The organism is Streptomyces sp. NPDC059875 (genome assembly GCF_042731085.1).
In the GTDB taxonomy this organism is placed as follows: domain Bacteria; phylum Actinomycetota; class Actinomycetes; order Streptomycetales; family Streptomycetaceae; genus Streptomyces.
The window spans coordinates 153,738-171,254 of record NZ_JBHWJZ010000012.1; the positions used below are offsets into that span (position 1 = coordinate 153,738).

The window sequence follows — 17,517 nt, forward strand, 5'->3', positions numbered from 1 at the left end:
CCCACCTCACCCGTGTTGGTGCCTTCCGGTAGAGCAGGACGAACGGGAGGCACCACGTGGCCGCGGCGGGGCAAGAAGAACGGGGCTGGGCGCGCAGGCTGGCCGGGTACGCGTGGCGGTACCGGACCAATGTCGTGCTCGCGCTCGGGTCATCCCTGGCCGGCATGGCCGTCCTCGCCCTCGTGCCGCTGATCACCAAGGTGATCATCGACGACGTCATCGGGGCGAAGACCAGGTCTCTCGGCGTCTGGACGGGGCTCCTCATGGGCGCCGCCCTCGTCGTCTACGTCCTCACCTACATCCGCCGCTACTACGGCGGCCGGCTCGCCCTCGACGTCCAGCACGACCTCCGTACCGAGATGTACGGCACCATCACCCGGCTCGACGGCCGGCGGCAGGACGAGCTGTCCACCGGGCAGGTCGTCGGGCGGGCCACGAGCGACCTCCAGCTGATCCAGGGCCTGCTCTTCATGCTCCCGATGACGATCGGGAACATCCTGCTCTTCCTGATCTCCCTGGCCGTCATGGCCTGGCTCTCCCTCCCGCTCACCCTCGTCGCCCTCGCCGTCGCCCCCGCCCTCTGGTTCATCGCCAAGCGCAGCCGCGTCCGGCTCCACCCCGCCACCTGGTACGCCCAGGCGCAGGCGGCCGCTGTCGCCGGGGTCGTCGACGGCTCCGTGACCGGCGTCCGGGTCGTCAAGGGCTTCGGGCAGGAGGAGCAGGAGACCGGCAAGATCCGCGACGCCAGCCGCAAGCTCTTCGCCGGCCGGCTGCGCACGATCCGGCTCAACTCGAGGTACACCCCCGCCCTCCAGGCGGTCCCCGCCATCGGTCAGGTCGCCGTCCTCGCGCTCGGCGGCTGGCTCGCCACCCGCGGCCAGATCACGCTCGGCACCTTCGTGGCCTTCTCCTCCTACCTCGCCTCGCTCGTCGGCCCGGTCCGGATGCTCGCCATGGTCCTCACCGTCGGCCAGCAGGCCCGCGCGGGCGTCGACCGCGTCCTGGAGCTCATCGACACCCAGCCGGCGATCGAGGACGGTACGAAGGAGCTGCCGGCGGACGCCGAGGCCACCGTCGAGTTCGACGACGTGAGCTTCGCGTACGAGGGCGCCTCCGGCACATCACGTCCCGTCCTCGACGGCTTCTCCCTGGAGATCCGCTCCGGCGAGACCGTCGCCGTCGTCGGCGCCTCCGGCAGCGGCAAGTCCACCGTCTCGCTCCTGCTGCCGCGCTTCTACGACGTCACCCACGGGGCCGTCCTCGTCGGCGGCCACGACGTCCGCGAGCTCACCCTCGACTCCCTGCGCGCCGCCATCGGACTCGTCCCCGAGGACAGCTTCCTGTTCTCCGACACCGTCCGCGCCAACATCGCGTACGGCCACCCGGACGCCACCCAGGAGCAGATCGAGAACGCGGCGCGCGCCGCCCAGGCCGACCGTTTCATCGCCGAGCTGCCCGACGGCTACGACACCAAGGTCGGCGAGCACGGCCTCACCCTCTCCGGCGGCCAGCGCCAGCGGATCGCCCTCGCCCGCGCCATCCTCACCGACCCCCGGCTGCTCCTCCTCGACGACGCCACCTCCGCCGTCGACGCGCGCGTGGAGCACGAGATCCACGAGGCCCTCGCCTCCGTGATGGCCGGCCGCACGACCCTCCTCATCGCCCACCGCCGCTCCACCCTCGGCCTCGCCGACCGGATCGCCGTCCTCGACGACGGCCGGCTCTCCGACATCGGCACGCACGAGGAGCTGGAGGAGCGCTCCGCGCTCTACCGGCAGCTCCTCACCGACCCCGACGAGCTCGGCGGCGTCTCGCCCGGACACGCCGTGGCGGTGGAGGTCCCGGAGGACCGCACCCTGCGCGCGGAGCTGGACGCCGAGTTCGACGCCGAACGCGGCATCACGCCCACCCTCTGGGTACGCGAGGAGAACGCCGCCGCGGAGTCCTCGGCGCCCGGAGCCACCCCCGAACTGCTCGCCGCCGTCGAGGCGCTCCCGCCCGCCACCGACACCCCGGACGTCGACGAGGCGCGGGCCGTCACCCCCGAGGAGTCCTACGGGCTGCGCCGCCTGCTGCGCGGCTTCGGCCTCCCGCTGCTCATCAGCCTCGGCCTCGTCGCCGTCGACGCGGGCATGGCCCTGCTGCTGCCCGTACTGATCCGGCACGGCATCGACGACGGCGTCAACAAGCTCGCCATGGGCGCCGTCTGGGCCGCCTCCGTGCTCGCCCTGCTGACCGTCGTCGTGCAGTGGGCCGCGCAGACCGCCGAGATCAAGATGACCGGCCGCACCGGCGAGCGGGTCCTCTACGCCCTCCGGCTGAAGATCTTCGCCCAGCTCCAGCGGCTCGGCCTCGACTACTACGAGCGCGAGCTGAGCGGCCGGATCATGACCCGGATGACCACGGACGTGGACGCGCTGTCCACGTTCCTCCAGACCGGGCTCGTCACCGCATTCGTCTCCGTCACGACCTTCTTCGGGATCATGGGCGCGCTGCTCGTCCTCGACCTCCAGCTCGCCCTGGTCGTCTTCGCGACGCTGCCGGTCCTCGCCCTCGCCACGTTCTTCTTCCGCCGCTCCAGCGTGAAGGCGTACGAGCTGGCGCGGGACCGGATCAGCGTCGTCAACGCCGACCTCCAGGAGTCGGTCTCCGGCCTCCGGATCGTGCAGGCCTTCCGCCGCGAGCGCTCGGGCGCCGCCCGGTTCGCGGACCGCAGCGCCGACTACCGCGAGGCCCGCATCCGCGGGCAGTGGCTGATCTCGATCTACTTCCCCTTCGTCACGCTGCTGTCCTCCGTGGCCGCGGCGGCCGTGATGATCGTCGGTGCGAACCGGATCGAGGCCGGCACCCTGACGACGGGCGCCCTGGTCGCGTACCTGCTCTACATCGACCTCTTCTTCGCGCCCGTGCAGCAGCTCTCCCAGGTCTTCGACGGCTACCAGCAGGCCACCGTCTCCCTGAAGCGGATGCAGGAGCTGCTCCAGGAGCCGACGTCGACGGCCGCCGCCGACGCACCCCTGGACGTGCTGTCGCTGCGCGGCGAGGTCGCCTTCGAGGACGTGACGTTCGCGTACGGGTCCGCCGACGCGCCCGAGGAGGCCCTGACGGGGATCGACCTGCGCATCCCCGCCGGGCAGACCGTCGCCTTCGTCGGCGAGACCGGTGCCGGGAAGTCCACCCTGGTCAAGCTGGTCGCGCGGTTCTACGACCCGACCGCCGGCCGCGTCACGGCCGACGGCACCGACCTCAGGGACCTCGATCTCACCGCGTACCGCCACCGGCTCGGGGTCGTGCCCCAGGAGGCGTACCTCTTCGCCGGGACGATCCGTGACGCCATCGCGTACGGCCGCCCCGAGGCGACCGACGCGGAGGTCGAGGCGGCGGCCCGCGCGGTCGGCGCCCACGACATGATCGCGACCCTGGACGGCGGCTACCTCCACGAGGTCGCCGAGCGCGGCCGCAACCTGTCCGCCGGTCAGCGGCAGCTGATCGCGCTGGCCCGCGCCGAGCTCGTCGACCCGGACATCCTGCTCCTCGACGAGGCCACGGCCGCCCTCGACCTGGCCACCGAGGCCCAGGTCAACCAGGCCACCGACCGCCTGGCCGGCCGCCGTACGACGCTGGTCGTCGCCCACCGCCTCACCACCGCCGCCCGCGCGGACCGCGTGATCCTCATGGCGCACGGCCGCGTCGTGGAGGACGGCACCCACGACGAGCTGCTGGCACGGGACGGCGCGTACGCGGAGCTGTGGCGCACGTTCATCGGCGAGGCGGAGCCGGCCGCGGCCAAGGTGGTCTGAGCTCCGGTCGGTCCGGGAGCCGGCGGCGTACCGCCGGCGCCACCGCCACCGGCTTCTCGTGAAGGCAACCGCGCAGCGCTCCCCTGCGTCGTACGCATGTACGGCACAGAGTCGGGAGGGGATCCAGGTGTTCGGTGGGACCAGCGTGACGACACGCGGCACACGGCTGCTCGGGCATCTGCTGGCGGTGCTGCTCGCCGTCGGCGCCCTCACCCTCGCCGGACCCGGTACGGCGTCCGCCGACGCCGCCTCGCTCTGCAGCGGGCGCCCCACCAAGACGGTCGGCTTCGCCACCGGTGAGCTGCGCCTCTACCGCAGCCGCCAGTACGTCTGCGCCCTCGCCGTCGCCAAGGTGCCCGGCCCGCGCCGTGACATGTCCGTCTCCCTCCAGCCCCGGGGCGGGCTGCCCGTCGTCGACAGCGGCCGCTTCACCCGCCAGGCGGGCCCCGTCACCGTGCACGCCCTCAACCGCTGTGTCCGTGCCAGCGGTTCCATAGCCGGCCGGAGCGGGGCGACGGGCTGGGTCCTGTGCTGAAACCTGTGCCGGAGCAGAGGTAAGGGCCAACTGGGTCTGGCGGCACACACGTTGCCCCCGCTAGGTTCGCGACACCGTTGTGAATCAAGGGGAGGGTGAATGCGCAAGTCGCTGACATGGCTGGCGTCGCTCACGGTGCTCATAGGCACCGTCGGAGCGAGTGGCGCGGCTACCGCCGCGGAGCCGGCCACCGGCAGCACGACCGCCGTCGCGGACAGCGCCGTCGGTACGGACATCAAGGACCGCATCCTGGCGATCCCCGGGATGAGCCTCATCGAGGAGAAGCCGTACGCCGGCTACCGCTTCTTCGTCCTCGAGTACACCCAGCCGGTCGACCACCGCCGCCCGTGGAAGGGCACGTTCAAGCAGCGGCTCTCCGTCCTCCACAAGGACACCGACCGCCCGACCGTCTTCCACACCAGCGGCTACGGGCTGAGCACCAACCCCAGCCGCCGCGAGCCCACCCGGATCATCGACGGCAACCAGGTCTCGATGGAGTACCGGTACTTCACGCCGTCCCGTCCGCAGCCCGCCGACTGGTCCAAGCTGGACATCTGGCAGGCCGCGAGCGACCAGCACCGCATCTTCACCGCCCTGAAGAAGATCTACGGGCAGAAATGGCTCTCCACCGGCGCCTCCAAGGGCGGCATGACGGCCACGTACTACGAGCGCTTCTACCCGCGCGACATGGACGGCGTCGTCGCGTACGTCGCCCCCAACGACGTGGTCAACAAGGAGGACTCGGCCTACGACCGGTTCTTCGAGACCGTCGGCACCAAGGAGTGCCGCGACCGCCTCAACGCGATGCAGCGCGAGGCGCTGGTCCGCCGCGAGCCGCTCCAGAAGAAGTACAAGGAGTGGGCGGCCTCCGAGGGCGCCACCTTCAACACCGTCGGCTCCCTCGACAAGGCGTACGAGGCCGTCGTCCTCGACTTCGTCTGGGGCTTCTGGCAGTACTACGGCGAGGACGTCTGCGCCGACGTGCCGGACGCGGCCACCGCGAGCGACGACACCGTCTACGAGACGATCGACGCCTACTCCGGCTGGTCCTTCTACACCGACCAGGGCCTCGACCCGTACACGCCGTACTACTACCAGGCGGCGACCGAGCTCGGCTCGCCCAGCATCAAGCTGCCGCACCTGAACGGCCTGTCCCGGTACGGCTACCAGCCCGCCCGGAACTTCGTGCCGCGCGAGATCCCGATGAAGTTCGACCCGTCGGCCATGCGGGACGTCGACGACTGGGTCCGCAAGAACGCGAACCAGATGCTCTTCGTCTACGGCGGCAACGACCCGTGGGGAGCCGAGCCGTTCCGCCTCGGCAAGGGCGCCCGTGACAGCTATGTCTACACGGCCCCGGGCGCCAACCACGGCGCCCAGGTCGCCGGTCTCGTCGAGGACGAGCGGGCCAAGGCCACGGCGCGCATCCTCGCCTGGGCCGGAGTCGACGCCCCGACGGCCGCCGCCGCGCAGCCTCTGGCCCGCTTCGACGCCCGGCTCGACAAGCCGGCCGACGAGGAGCTGAGCCGGGAGCACGGCGTACGCCCGTAAGCACGCGGCGTACGTCCGGCGGGACGCGGAGTACGTCTAGAGGGATGCGGCGTACGTCCTGCACAGGGATGCGGCTACGTCCCTACGCGCCCGGCGGTGTCACAGCCGCCGGGCGCAGCCCACCGGGCTCTCCCCGCCCAGCGCCACGAACAGCGCCGTCGACGACGGGCAGTGTTCGCGGGCGGTGACCGCCGAGACGACCCGGTACACGGGCGGGCGCTCGCCGGAGCCGTCGCAGGCGGTCTCCTTCACCTGGCCCCCGCGTGAGGCGGAGAGGCAGTCCCCGACGACCGTGCGCGGTCCGCCGCCCCGGCCCGGGTCGCCCGGATGCGGCGGTTCCAGGTTCCGCATGCAGGCGTACCCCTGCGGCACCGCACCGTCGCCGTTCTCGTCCGCCGCCGAGAGGTTGTCCGAGACGTGCAGGACGAAATCCGTGGTGGCCGGGCACATCGGAGCGGCGGACGTCCCCGGGGGCTGCCCCTCGTACCGGGTCGTCACCCGCGCCGCCGCCTTCTCGCTGGTGCACGGCACCTCGCGGTACACCGCGCCGCGGGTGGAACAGTCCCCGGGCCCCAGGAACACCGCCCCGTGGTCGGCGGGCGAGGTCGTGTACGTGACGGGGCCCGGCGGCCTGGTGTCCGGCGCCCGCTGGCAGCCGGCGAGAGCGACCAGCAGCACCCCGAGCGGCAGCACCCCGAACAGCCCCACCCCGCTCCTGAGAGCGCGCATGAAAAGCCCCCCCGATCTCCGCGTCCAGCGTGGCCCGCCAGGGCGGGCGTTCGCCAGGGAGAACGGGGGGTCTGCGTCCTCAGTTACGTTTCGCGTAGGACAGGCCGTGGCCGACCGGGTACAGCACCTGCGCCGGATCGTCCGCCCGCTGGACGGGGACGGGCAGACGCCCCCGCGGCAGGGCGTGACCCGCGATCACCCGTACCGCGGCCCGCAGTTCGACATCGGTCCAGGAGTACGCGGCGACGGTCGCCCGCTGCCCGGTGAGCCTGGCGATGTCGTACGGGTTGCGGATCGCGACCGTCACGACCGGCACACCGGTGGCGACGAGCCGGGAGACCAGGGTGCGCTGCGGGCTGGTGTCCGAGACGTTGTACGTGCCCACGACCACGACGTCCTTGCCGGCCGCCGCGGCCACCGCCTCGTCGATCCTCGCCGCGGTCGGGGTGATCCCGGTGGACAACGCCGTGGCGGTGAAGCCTAGTTCGGTGAAGGTCGTGGCGAGGGTGGTGGTAGGGGGGCCGGTGGTGCCGGACGGCGAGGCCGGATCGGCGCCGACGACCAGCACCTTGCCGTGGCTGAGCCGGCTGATCGGCAGGAATCCGCCCTCGTTGAGGAGCAGGGTGGTGGTCTCCTCGGCGATCCGGTCGGCCTGGGCCAGGTGGTCGGCGGCGCCGACCGTACGGTCCACTCCGGCGGCGGTGACGAACGGCTTGCGGAACAGCCCCAGTTTCGCCTTGAGGCGCAGAATCCGCAGGATCGATTCGTCGAGCCGGGCCTCGGTCAGCTCGCCGTTCTTGACCGCCTGGAGGACCGCGTTCCAGGCGATGTCCAGCTTCGGCGGGTTGAGCAGCTGGTCGACGCCGGCCTTCAGCGCGAGCACCGGCACGCGCTCGTCGCCGTACTTCGTGCGGACGCCCTCCATGCCGAGCGAGTCCGTCACCACCACGCCGTCGTAGCCGAGTTGTTCGCGCAGGATGCCGGTCAGGATGGGCCGGGAGAGGGTCGCCGGGTCCTCGCTCGGGTCGAGCGCGGGGACGACGATGTGCGCGGTCATGATCGAGTCGATGCCCGCGGCGATCGCGGACCGGAACGGCGGGGCGTCCAGTTCGGCCCACTGCTCGCGGGTGTGGCTGATGGTCGGCAGACCGTAGTGGCTGTCGACGGCGGTGTCGCCGTGCCCGGGGAAGTGCTTGGAGGTGGCCGCGACGCCGGCCCGCTGGTAGCCCTTGACCTGGGCGGCGACCAGGTCGGCGACGGCCTGCGGGTCGGAGCCGAAGGAGCGGACGCCGATGACGGGGTTGGCGGGGTTGACGTTGACGTCCGCGACCGGCGCGTAGTTCTGCCGGATGCCGACGGCGGCCAGTTCGGCGCCCGCGATCTGCGCGGCCTTCCGGGCATCGGAGTGCGAGCCCCCGGCGCCGAGCGCCATGGCGCCGGGCACCAGGGTGGCCGGCTCGCCGACCCGGCAGACGATGCCGTGCTCCTGGTCCGTGGAGATGAGCGCGGGGACGGGCGTGGGCTGGGCGAGGGCGGCCCGCTGGATGCCGTTGGAGAGGGCGGCGATTTGGTGTGGGTCGCGGGTGTTGTGCGCCCAGGTGAAGTAGATGACGCCGCCGACGTGGTACTTCTCGACGAGTTCGGCGGCGGTGCGGACGCCGATCTCCTTGAGGTTCAGGTCGATGTCGGCCTGGTCGGGGGCGGTGGCGGAGTGGCCGTACACCCGCATGACGAAGAGCTGGCCGACCTTCTCTTCGAGGGACATCCGGGAGATGAGCTGCTCGAGGGTGCGGTCGCCTGTCGCGTGGGCGGGGGTGCTGACCCCGGTGACGGAGGCAGCGGCGGCTGCGGCGGTCACCGTGAGAAGGGTGCGTCTGGAGGGGGCGCGGTGGTGCACTGATGCTCCTTCCGGCCGTGCAGGGTGGGAGGAAGTGGGTGAAGGAAACTTCCAAGGAGCACGGATAGCCCGAAAGTAACTGCCAGGTCAAGGACCTGAGCAGGAATCGGTCGCGCGGGTCGGTCGGGTCGCTTGCGTCGCGCGGGTCGGTCGGGTCGGTCGGTCGCTCAGGTCGTCGACGACGCGACCTGGGGCCAGAGCTCCTGGAGCGTGCGGACCGTCTCCCTGATCGCGGGGCGGCGGGCGGCGCCCGTGCGCCACAGGGCGTGCAGCCGGCGCCTCGGCATCGGGTCCAGCCGGACCGGGGTCACCTCCGGCGGCAGTGTCCCGCGGCCGAGCCGGGGCACCATCGCGATGCCGAGCCCCGCCGCGACCAGGGCGACCTGGGTGTGGTTCTCCTCCGCCTGGTGGACGATGTGCGGTTCGTACCCGGTGGCCCGCAGCGTCTGGATCAGCCAGTCGTGGCACACCGTCCCCGGCGGCTGCGTGATCCACCGCTCGTTCGCCAGCTCCTCCCGCCGTACCGTCGCCCGCGCCGCCAGCGGATGCTCCCGCGGGACGAGGACGTCGCACAGGTCGTCGCCGATCACCGCCTGTTCCACGCCCGGCGGGGTCGGGAGTGGAGCGATGTCCCAGTCGTGGGCGACGGCGAGATCGATCACGCCCCGGGAGACGAGTTCGATCGAGATGTGGGGGTCCACCTCCGAGAGGCGGGCGTCGAGCGAGGGGTGACGGACTGCCAGCTCCGCGAGGGCCCGCGGCATCAGACCGCGCGCGGCGCTCGCGAAGCAGCCGATCGCCAGGCGTCCGGCGGGCAGCCCGCGCCGCTCCTCGAGCCGTACCTCCGCCTCCTCGACGATCGACAGCAACGTCTCGGCGGTCGCGGCGAGTTGGTGGGCCTCGTCGGTGAGCCGCACGCCGCGGCCCTGGCGTTCGAGCAGGGTGGTGCGGGTCTCCCGCTCCAGTTTCGCGATCTGCTGGGAGACGGCGGACGGGGTGTAGCCGAGGGCGGCGGCCGCGGCGCCCACCGTCCCGTGGACGGCGACGGCATGGAGGGCGCGCAGGCGTCCGAGATCCAGCACGGTCGTACCCCTTCCGGGCAGCTCGATGAAGCGTTGCTTCATCCAACCATGAAGGAGAATTCGCTGGTGCTACACGGTCGATGGCGGCGATGCTCGACGGCATGCGCCCCGCCCACATCGCCCTGGCCGCGCTCGTCGCCGCCGTCTGGGGAGTCAACTTCGTCGTCATCGAGATCGGCCTCGACCACTTCCCGCCGCTGCTCTTCTCCGCTCTGCGCTTCCTCGCCGCCGCCCTGCCCGCCGTCTTCCTCGTCGGCCGCCCCAAGGTCGCGTGGAAGTGGATCGTGGGGGTCGGGCTCGTCCTGGGGGTGGCGAAGTTCGGCCTGCTCTTCACGGGGATGGACCTGGGCGCCCCGGCCGGGCTCTCCTCGCTGATCCTTCAGGTCCAGGCGGTCTTCACGGCCCTGTTCGCCTTCCTCGCGCTGGGTGAACGGCCCGGGAAGATCACGATCGCGGGCATGGCGGTGGCACTCGCCGGCATCGGTGTCGCGGCGGTCGACGAGGGCGCCTCGGGGCCGCTCGCCGGCTTCGCGCTGTGCATCGCGGCGGCGGCCTGCTGGGGTGTCTCCAACGTCCTGACCCGCAAGGCGTCCCCGCCCGACGCCCTCAACTTCATGGTCTGGGTCAGCACCGTGCCCATCCTGCCGCTGCTCGCCCTCTCCCTCCTCCTGGAAGGGCCGGAACGCGACCTCGCAGCGCTGCGCGGCCTCGACTGGACCGGCGCGGGCGTCATCGTCTACGTCGCCTGGATCACCACGGTCTTCGGCTTCGGTGCCTGGGGCCGGCTCCTGCGCCGCTACCCGGCCTCCTCGGTGGCCCCGTTCTCCCTCCTGGTCCCGGTCTTCGGGATGTCCTCGGCGGCCCTCTTCCTCGGCGAGGGCATCACCGGCCTGCGCTGGTGCGCGGCGACCCTGCTGGTCGGGGGAGTGGCACTGACCTCCTTCGCGCCGAGGCGCCCGGCGGGTACGGAGGTTGTTGCCGAGGCAGGTACGAAGGCGGATACGGAGGCAGGTACGGAGGCGGTTGGGAGCCGCATACCCTCGCGTTAGGGCACCCGGCCCAGCCTCCCTCGGGCCCGCTCGCGCCCGTCAGTCCCGCGGGCGCGCCGTCGAGTCCCGTACCAGCAGCTCCGCCGGGATCGTCGCGAGGCCGCCCGGCGGGGCGTCCTCCGTGCCCATCGCGAGCCGGCCCGCCCGCGCGCCCGCCTCCTGGAGTGGCAGGCGTACGGTCGTCAGGGCCGGGACCGCGTCGACCGAGAACGGGAGGTCGTCGAAGCCCGCCACCGAGACGTCCTCCGGAATGCGCAGCCCCCGGTCCCGCAGCGCCGCGCACGCGCCCAGCGCGACCGTGTCGTTCGCCGCCACGACCGCCGTCAACGACGGCTCCTGACGCAGGAGTTCGAGCGTCGCGTCGTAGCCGGAGCCCCGGTCGTACGACCCGTGGACGACGGGCCCTTCGGGCAGCTCCGCCCCGGCCAGCGCCTCGCGGTGACCTTCGAGCCGGTGCCGGGTCGTCGTCCGGTCCGCCGGCCCCGCCACGTAACCGATCCGCCGGTGCCCGAGCGCCAGCAGGTGCTCGGTGAGCCGACGCGCCCCTGCCCGGTTGTCGAAGGTCAGCGCGGCCACGCTCGAGTCCCCCGGCACGGGCGGCCGGCCGCACAGCACGATCCGCGTTCCCGCGTCCGTGAGGCGTGCCAGCTTCGCCGCCACCGCCGTCATGTGCTCCGGGTCCTCCAGCGATCCGCCGGTGAGGATGACGGCGGCGGCGCGCTGGCGCTGGAGCAGCGTGAGGTAGGTGAGCTCGCGCTCGGGAGAGCCGCCGGTGTTGCAGACGACGGCCAGCTTCTCGCCGCCCGCCCGCCCGGACGCGCCTTCCCCGATGGCGCTCTGCGCCGCACCGGCCATGATCCCGAAGAAGGGGTCGGCGATGTCGTTGACGAGGATGCCGACGAGGTCGGACGTGGCGGCGGCGAGCGAGCTCGCGGGCCCGTTCAGTACGTAGTCCAGCTCGTCCACCGCCCGCAGCACCCGTTCCCGGGTCGACGCGGCGACGGGGTAGTTGCCGTTCAGGACGCGGGAGACGGTGGCGGGGGAGACCCGGGCACGCGCGGCCACATCCGCCAGCGTGACGGTCATCGCGTACCTCCGAGGGGGAGTCGGGGAGAGTCGGCCGGACCCCTTGTCCGGCGCGTTGTCGGCAGGCTAGCGTCTCCGGTTGTAGAAAGCGCTTTCTTTCTGCTTCTCGTGACCGTGGAGGGACCTTCGTGACACGCAGGACAGTCCGTATCGCCATGAACGGCGTCACCGGACGCATGGGCTACCGCCAGCACCTCGTCCGCTCGATCCTCGCCCTGCGCGAGCAGGGCGGCCTCGATCTCGGCAACGGCGAGACGCTCTGGCCCGAGCCCGTCCTCGTCGGCCGCCGCGAGCACGCCCTGCGCGCGCTCGCCGAGCGCCACGGACTCACCGAGTGGTCCACCGACCTCGACGCCGTCCTCGCCGACGAGTCGGTGGAGATCTACTTCGACGCCCAGGTCACCTCCGCCCGCGTCGAGGCGATCCGCAAGGCCGTCGCCGCCGGCAAGCACGTCTACACCGAGAAGCCGACGGCGGGAGACCTGGCGGGCGCCCTCGAGCTCGCCCGGCTCGCCACCGAGAAGGGCGTCAAGCACGGCGTCGTCCAGGACAAGATCTTCCTGCCGGGCCTGCTCAAGCTGAAGCGCCTCATCGACGGCGGCTTCTTCGGCCAGATCCTGTCCGTGCGCGGGGAGTTCGGCTACTGGGTCTTCGAGGGCGACTGGCAGGACGCCCAGCGCCCCAGCTGGAACTACCGCGCCGAGGACGGCGGCGGCATCGTCGTCGACATGTTCCCGCACTGGGAGTACGTGCTCCACGAGCTCTTCGGCCGGGTCACGAGCGTCACCGCACACGTCTCCACGCACATCCCGCAGCGCTGGGACGAGCAGGGCAAGCCGTACGCGGCGACCGCCGACGACGCCGCGTACGGCATCTTCCAGCTGGAGGGCGGGGCGGTCGCCCAGATCAACTCCTCCTGGGCGGTGCGCGTGAACCGCGACGAGCTGGTCGAATTCCAGGTCGACGGCACCCACGGCTCGGCCGTGGCCGGCCTCCGCAACTGCCGCGTCCAGCACCGCTCGGCCACCCCCAAGCCGGTCTGGAACCCGGACATCCCGGCGACCGAACCCTTCCGCGAGCAGTGGCAGGAGGTCCCGGACAACGCGGCGTTCGACAACGGCTTCAAGGCCCAGTGGGAGCTCTTCCTGAAACACGTGGTCCTCGACGAGCCGTACCAGTGGGACCTGCTCGCGGGCGCGCGCGGTGTGCAGCTCGCCGAGCTCGGCCTGAGGTCGTCGGCAGAGGGCCGGCGCCTGGAGGTCCCGGAGGTCTCCCTGTGATCCGCCTCCCCGACGGCTCCGGCGGTGTACGGGAGTACAGCCCGCGCCCGGCCCGGCCCCCGGCCTCCGAGGGCGGCGCCCTGACCTCCCGTACCGTCTTCTCCGCCGCCCACGTCGTCGCCGACCCGTACGCCGACACCACCCCCGACTCTCCGGCCGCCGTCGACTGGGACGCCACCCTCGCCTTCCGCCGCCACCTGTGGGCGCAGGGCCTCGGCGTGGCGGAGGCGATGGACACCGCGCAGCGCGGGATGGGCCTGGACTGGGCGGGCGCGGCCGAGCTGATCCGCCGCTCGGCGGCGGAGGCGAAGGCGGTGGGCGGCCGCATCGCGTGCGGGGCCGGAACGGACCAACTGTCGGGCCCCGCCGATCTCGTGACAGTCCGCAAGGCGTACGAGGAACAGCTCGCGCTCGTCGAGGAGACCGGCTCCCAGGCCATCCTCATGGCCTCGCGCGCCCTCGCCGCGGCCGCCGAGGGCCCGGACGACTACCTCGACACGTACGGCCATCTCCTCCGCCAGGCGAGCGAGCCGGTGATCCTGCACTGGCTGGGTCCGATGTTCGACCCGGCGCTCGACGGCTACTGGGGATCGGCCGACCTCGACACCGCGACCGACACCTTCCTGGAGGTCATCGCGGCGCACCCCGACAAGGTCGACGGCATCAAGGTCTCCCTCCTCGACGCCCGGCGCGAGATCGACCTGCGCCGCCGGCTGCCGGAGGGCGTCCGCTGCTACACGGGCGACGACTTCCACTACCCCGAGCTGATCGCGGGCGACGAGCAGGGCTTCAGCCACGCCCTGCTCGGCATCTTCGACCCGCTGGGCCCGCTGGCGGCGGAGGCGGTCCGGATCCTGGACACGGGCGACGTCAAGGGGTTCCGGGAGGTCCTGGACCCGACGGTGGACCTGTCGCGCCACCTCTTCCGGACCCCGACCCGCTTCTACAAGACGGGCGTCGTGTTCCTGGCCTGGCTCGCCGGCCACCAGGAGCACTTCACGATGGTCGGCGGCCTGCAGTCCGCGCGCTCGCTGCCGCACCTGGCACGGGCGTACGAACTGGCGGACGGGCTCGGCCTGTTCCCGGACCCGGAGCTGGCGGAGTCCCGGATGAAGTCCCTGCTGACGGTGTACGGAGTGAACCAGTGACCCTCGAAGCCCTCTCCCGCTTCAGCATCAACCAGATGACGGTGAAGCAGCTCTCGCTGCCGGAGCTGGTGGAGCAGTGCGTACGGCTCTCCGTCCCGGGCGTGGGTCTGTGGCGCGAACCGGTCGCGGAGTACGGGGTCGAGGCGGCGGCCAAGCTGGTCCGGGACGCGGGCCTGACGGTCACGTCGCTGTGCCGGGGCGGCTTCTTCACGACGGCGGAGTCCCTGGACGACAACCGCGCGGCGATCGACGAGGCGGCGACCCTCGGCACGGACACCCTGGTCCTGGTCTCGGGCGGCCTCGCCCCGGGCAGCCGCGACCTGACGGCGGCCCGCGCCCGGATCACCGACGCGATCGCCGAACTCGCCCCGTACGCGGGGGAGCGGGGCGTCCGCCTCGCGATCGAGCCGCTGCACCCGATGTACGCGGCGGACCGCTGCGCGGTCTCCACCCTGGACCAGGCCCTGGAGATCGCGGACCACTTCCCGTCCTCGCAGGTCGGCGTGGTCGTGGACACGTACCACATCTGGTGGGACGATCGCGCCCCTGCGGCGGTGGCCCGCGCGGGCGCGGCGGACCGCATCCACGCCTTCCAATTGGCCGACTGGACCACCCCACTACCGGCCGGAGTCCTCAACGGCCGGGGCCAGTTGGGCGACGGCGCGATCGACCTGCGGGCCTGGTGCGAGCTCCTGGAAGGGGCGGGGTACCGGGGCCCGATCGAGGTGGAGCTCTTCAACGACGGGCTGTGGGCGAGGGACGGCGTGGAGGTCCTGGAGGAGACGGTGCGGAGGTTCTCGGACCACGCCGGCCGGCTCGGCTGACCCCAGGGTCTTGGTGCCTCAGTCGAGCCAGTCCAGCGGGTCCTCCGAACCGGTGTTGCCTTCCAGGAGCGTCGTGAAGGAGACCGGCAGCCCGAGTGCGGCGAGCCGGTCGGCGGACTCGGCCGAGAGCGTCAGCTCCTCGTTCGCCTGCACCGTTCCCGCGACCGAGACCTGGGCGAAGCAGCCGACGGTGGTCAGCGCTTTGATCTCGTCGAGGAGTGGCCCGACCTGAGCGGTCAGCGCCGCGATCTGCTCGCCCAGGTCGTCCGAGAATTGCTCGTCGAGGGTGTATGCCCACCAGCCCGGCCCGTGGTGGACGGAGGCGCCGGTCTGCCGCTCCGCGAGCGGGGCGAGCCCGAGGGAGCGGTCGACGGCCGAGGGGTTCAGGCCGCTCCCGGTGAGGGCCAGGGAGGTGGTGATCGAGGTCCACACAGGGGTCACCGTTCGCTTGTGCTGGGGGCGAGGGCCAGGGGAACACCGAGGCGGGCTACTCGGCGCATCTGCTCGGGGGTGAGGGCGATCTGCGAGTCGTTGTCCACGTATCCCCTGATGGTGAGTGTCACGGCGACGTCGTTCGCCAGGAGTTCGCGCACATCATCGGCGTGCGGTTCGACTGCCGTCAGGATGGTGTCGAGCTGTTCCGGGAACACCCTTGTGGAGCGCTCGTCGCATTGGAGTCGCCATTCCCCGTCGACATCTCCTGGTGGTCCCCACCGGCTGGGGCCGGGTAGCCGGGTCCCCGTCGGTTGGATATTCAGCTTCTTGGTCACTTCGTCCGGGTCGAGATCGGGTCCCCTGACGACAAGAGACACATCGGTCAGCACCCAAGCCGCGCCTTGCTGATGATCCGCATTCACCGTTCGGTCCGTTCTGATTCAATCATCGGGGAGGCCGGAGAGGCAGGGGCGGCGTCGTCGCCCGGGCGCGCCCCACCTAGCGAGAGCGCCGGGCCACTCGGTTGAGGCGTCGGCGCCCGGCCCGGTCGGGGGTCATTGGCGGCTGACCGTACGGGTCACGCCCGCGGCGATCGTCGTCGCCAGGATCCAGCCGGTGATGATCAGGGCGTAGGACAGCCACTGATGCCAGCCATCGGGGGCGAACGCCGACTCCTGGCCGAAGTTGATGACCGGCAGGAGCAGGTCGAGGGTGTAGAAGACGGGGTTGAAGTCAGGGGCCTCGTCCGCCTTGACGGGACGTGGGTGCTCCAGGCCGTATGCGACGGAACCGACGGCCATGAGGGACAGCAGCCAGACGGCTGCTCGCAACGGGCGGAATCCGTAGCCGACAGTGGCGTCCTGGACGTACCCCCACAGCCGCCCGTACCAGGTGAGTGTGGCGCGTCGGCGGCGTTGCTTGGCAAGTTGGACGAGCCGGGCGGCGTCGTCGTCACCGACATGGCGGTAGGCCGCCATCAACTGCTCGTAGCCGTAAGGCTCGTACCGGTCGCCGTCCCGCTCCAGCATCGGAAGGCGGCGATCGGCCGGTTCGTGCGGGGTGAGCACGGTGTACGTGAGATTGCTGAGATGCACCTGATCCGGCAGCATCTCCGGTTCAAGGGTCAGAATCTCTATCTGAGAACGCCGCAGATTCAGGGCGCCCTCGATGCGATCGCCGCCGCGCAGCCAGAGTTCACCGATGACACAACTGCTCGCCCGTAACGCCGTGTCGCCCGGATGCGACAGGCGGGCGTGCAGCAGGTCGAGACGGCCCGAGATGCGCGAGCCTCGGAGCTCGATCCTGCCCTGCGCACGTACGCACCGCGCTCGTACATGAGCTCCCACGTTGAGGTTCTGGGCGTCCAGCGCGGTGCCATCGGGCTGGTTGAACTCGGCGTCCTGAATGTTGATCCGCCCGGCGACGGAGGCGCCGGTAAGCCGTACCTGTCCTTGTGCGCGTATCTCCGGCGCCCACAAGTCATCCCCGATCGCTGCTTGGTTGAGCTGGAGCACCGGCTCGGAGTCGTCCGGCGCGGTGAACTCCGCACGCTCCATGAACAGCGCCCCGGAGATCTGCGCTCCGCCGAGCCGCACCGGCCCCCGCATACGGCAGTCCGTCATCCGCAGGACCCCCTCGACCCGCAACGTGGCCGCGGCCATGCCCGGAAGAACGGACTTGCTCAGGTTGATCTGACGCAGCTGGGCACCGTACAGGTCGGGAACGTCGTCGAACTGGCAGTGGCTCAGCCGGATGGCGGCGTCGATCGTGGCGTACTTCAGGTCCAGTGCGCCGGTGATCCGCGCTCCCGTGATCTTCAGCGCGGCGATCTCCCCCTCCTCCTGCGGAGCCTTGAGCAGCAGCGCTCGCAGCACGCTCGCCCGTACTGTCCGCTCGGCGCCCCAGGTTTCGCCAGGCACCGGATCCTCGTTCTCGGAGGCACGGAAATCCACGGATTCGCCGCGCGGAAAGGCCCGCCACACACGCACCTCGGCCGGCGTCAGATCGTTGGTCTCGCTCACGCCGGGACTCTGACGTGCTGCGTTCGAGACGTCAACTGCACTACGGAGCACGACATGCTGTCCGACATCCTCGGTACCGC

At 71.7% G+C, this 17,517-nt stretch carries 14 protein-coding genes; 7 read left to right on the top strand and 7 right to left on the bottom strand.

What is annotated here, in order from left to right:
- Positions 1 to 56: 56 nt before the first annotated feature.
- The 3 genes from ACFV9D_RS17390 to ACFV9D_RS17400 all read left to right on the top strand — a co-directional run bounded on the left by ACFV9D_RS17390 (position 57) and on the right by ACFV9D_RS17400 (position 5,886).
- Complete coding sequence (locus ACFV9D_RS17390; protein WP_385146313.1) at positions 57 to 3,800, top strand: ABC transporter ATP-binding protein; 3,744 nt, start codon at positions 57 to 59, stop codon at positions 3,798 to 3,800.
- 145 nt (positions 3,801 to 3,945) lie between these two features.
- Complete coding sequence (locus tag ACFV9D_RS17395; RefSeq protein WP_385146315.1) at positions 3,946 to 4,335, top strand: hypothetical protein; 390 nt, start codon at positions 3,946 to 3,948, stop codon at positions 4,333 to 4,335.
- Positions 4,336 to 4,434: 99 nt separating this feature from the next.
- Positions 4,435 to 5,886 carry an aminopeptidase gene (locus tag ACFV9D_RS17400; RefSeq protein WP_385146317.1) on the top strand — a complete coding sequence of 484 codons (1,452 nt, stop codon included), beginning with the start codon at positions 4,435 to 4,437 and terminating at the stop codon, positions 5,884 to 5,886.
- Positions 5,887 to 5,985: 99 nt separating this feature from the next.
- On the opposite strand, the gene ACFV9D_RS17405 is transcribed toward ACFV9D_RS17400, so the two are convergent.
- From ACFV9D_RS17405 to ACFV9D_RS17415, 3 genes are all read right to left on the bottom strand, one after another.
- Positions 5,986 to 6,615: a hypothetical protein gene (locus tag ACFV9D_RS17405; RefSeq protein ID WP_385146319.1), complete on the bottom strand. Its 630-nt coding sequence runs from the start codon at positions 6,613 to 6,615 to the stop codon at positions 5,986 to 5,988.
- A 79-nt stretch (positions 6,616 to 6,694) separates the two neighbouring features.
- Complete coding sequence (locus ACFV9D_RS17410; protein ID WP_385146321.1) at positions 6,695 to 8,512, bottom strand: glycoside hydrolase family 3 protein; 1,818 nt, start codon at positions 8,510 to 8,512, stop codon at positions 6,695 to 6,697.
- A 167-nt stretch (positions 8,513 to 8,679) separates the two neighbouring features.
- A complete protein-coding gene (locus tag ACFV9D_RS17415; protein ID WP_385146400.1) occupies positions 8,680 to 9,594 on the bottom strand; it encodes a LysR family transcriptional regulator in 915 nt (304 codons plus the stop codon).
- 101 nt (positions 9,595 to 9,695) lie between these two features.
- Between ACFV9D_RS17415 and ACFV9D_RS17420 the strand changes: the two genes are divergently transcribed.
- Entirely contained in the window at positions 9,696 to 10,643 is a 948-nt protein-coding gene (locus ACFV9D_RS17420; protein WP_385146402.1) for an EamA family transporter, read from the top strand.
- Between the two features lie 39 nt (positions 10,644 to 10,682).
- On the opposite strand, the gene ACFV9D_RS17425 is transcribed toward ACFV9D_RS17420, so the two are convergent.
- Entirely contained in the window at positions 10,683 to 11,729 is a 1,047-nt protein-coding gene (locus ACFV9D_RS17425) for a LacI family DNA-binding transcriptional regulator (RefSeq protein ID WP_385146323.1), read from the bottom strand.
- 128 nt (positions 11,730 to 11,857) lie between these two features.
- On the opposite strand from ACFV9D_RS17425, the gene ACFV9D_RS17430 reads away from it, so the two are divergent.
- From ACFV9D_RS17430 to ACFV9D_RS17440, 3 genes are read left to right on the top strand one after another with little or no spacing between them, the layout of a single operon-like run.
- Positions 11,858 to 13,009 carry a Gfo/Idh/MocA family protein gene (locus tag ACFV9D_RS17430; protein ID WP_385146325.1) on the top strand — a complete coding sequence of 384 codons (1,152 nt, stop codon included), beginning with the start codon at positions 11,858 to 11,860 and terminating at the stop codon, positions 13,007 to 13,009.
- Positions 13,006 to 14,157 (top strand): dihydrodipicolinate synthase family protein, encoded by a 1,152-nt coding sequence (locus tag ACFV9D_RS17435; RefSeq protein WP_385146327.1) that lies wholly within the window; start codon positions 13,006 to 13,008, stop codon positions 14,155 to 14,157. The genes ACFV9D_RS17430 and ACFV9D_RS17435 overlap by 4 nt, the downstream gene beginning before the upstream one ends.
- A 35-nt stretch (positions 14,158 to 14,192) precedes the next feature.
- Positions 14,193 to 14,981 (top strand): sugar phosphate isomerase/epimerase family protein, encoded by a 789-nt coding sequence (locus ACFV9D_RS17440; protein ID WP_385146404.1) that lies wholly within the window; start codon positions 14,193 to 14,195, stop codon positions 14,979 to 14,981.
- Between the two features lie 18 nt (positions 14,982 to 14,999).
- Here ACFV9D_RS17440 and ACFV9D_RS17445 read toward each other — a convergent pair whose 3' ends face one another.
- From ACFV9D_RS17445 to ACFV9D_RS17455, 3 genes are all read right to left on the bottom strand, one after another.
- Positions 15,000 to 15,422, bottom strand: a complete 423-nt coding sequence (locus ACFV9D_RS17445; RefSeq protein WP_385146329.1) for a DUF4279 domain-containing protein — start codon at positions 15,420 to 15,422, stop codon at positions 15,000 to 15,002.
- Positions 15,419 to 15,838: a DUF4279 domain-containing protein gene (locus ACFV9D_RS17450; protein WP_385146331.1), complete on the bottom strand. Its 420-nt coding sequence runs from the start codon at positions 15,836 to 15,838 to the stop codon at positions 15,419 to 15,421. The genes ACFV9D_RS17445 and ACFV9D_RS17450 overlap by 4 nt, the downstream gene beginning before the upstream one ends.
- 132 nt (positions 15,839 to 15,970) lie before the next feature.
- The gene (locus ACFV9D_RS17455; RefSeq protein WP_385146333.1) at positions 15,971 to 17,437 is read right to left on the bottom strand and encodes a membrane-associated oxidoreductase; all 1,467 of its coding nucleotides are present in this window, start codon (positions 17,435 to 17,437) and stop codon (positions 15,971 to 15,973) included.
- Between the last annotated feature and the right edge of the window lie 80 nt (positions 17,438 to 17,517).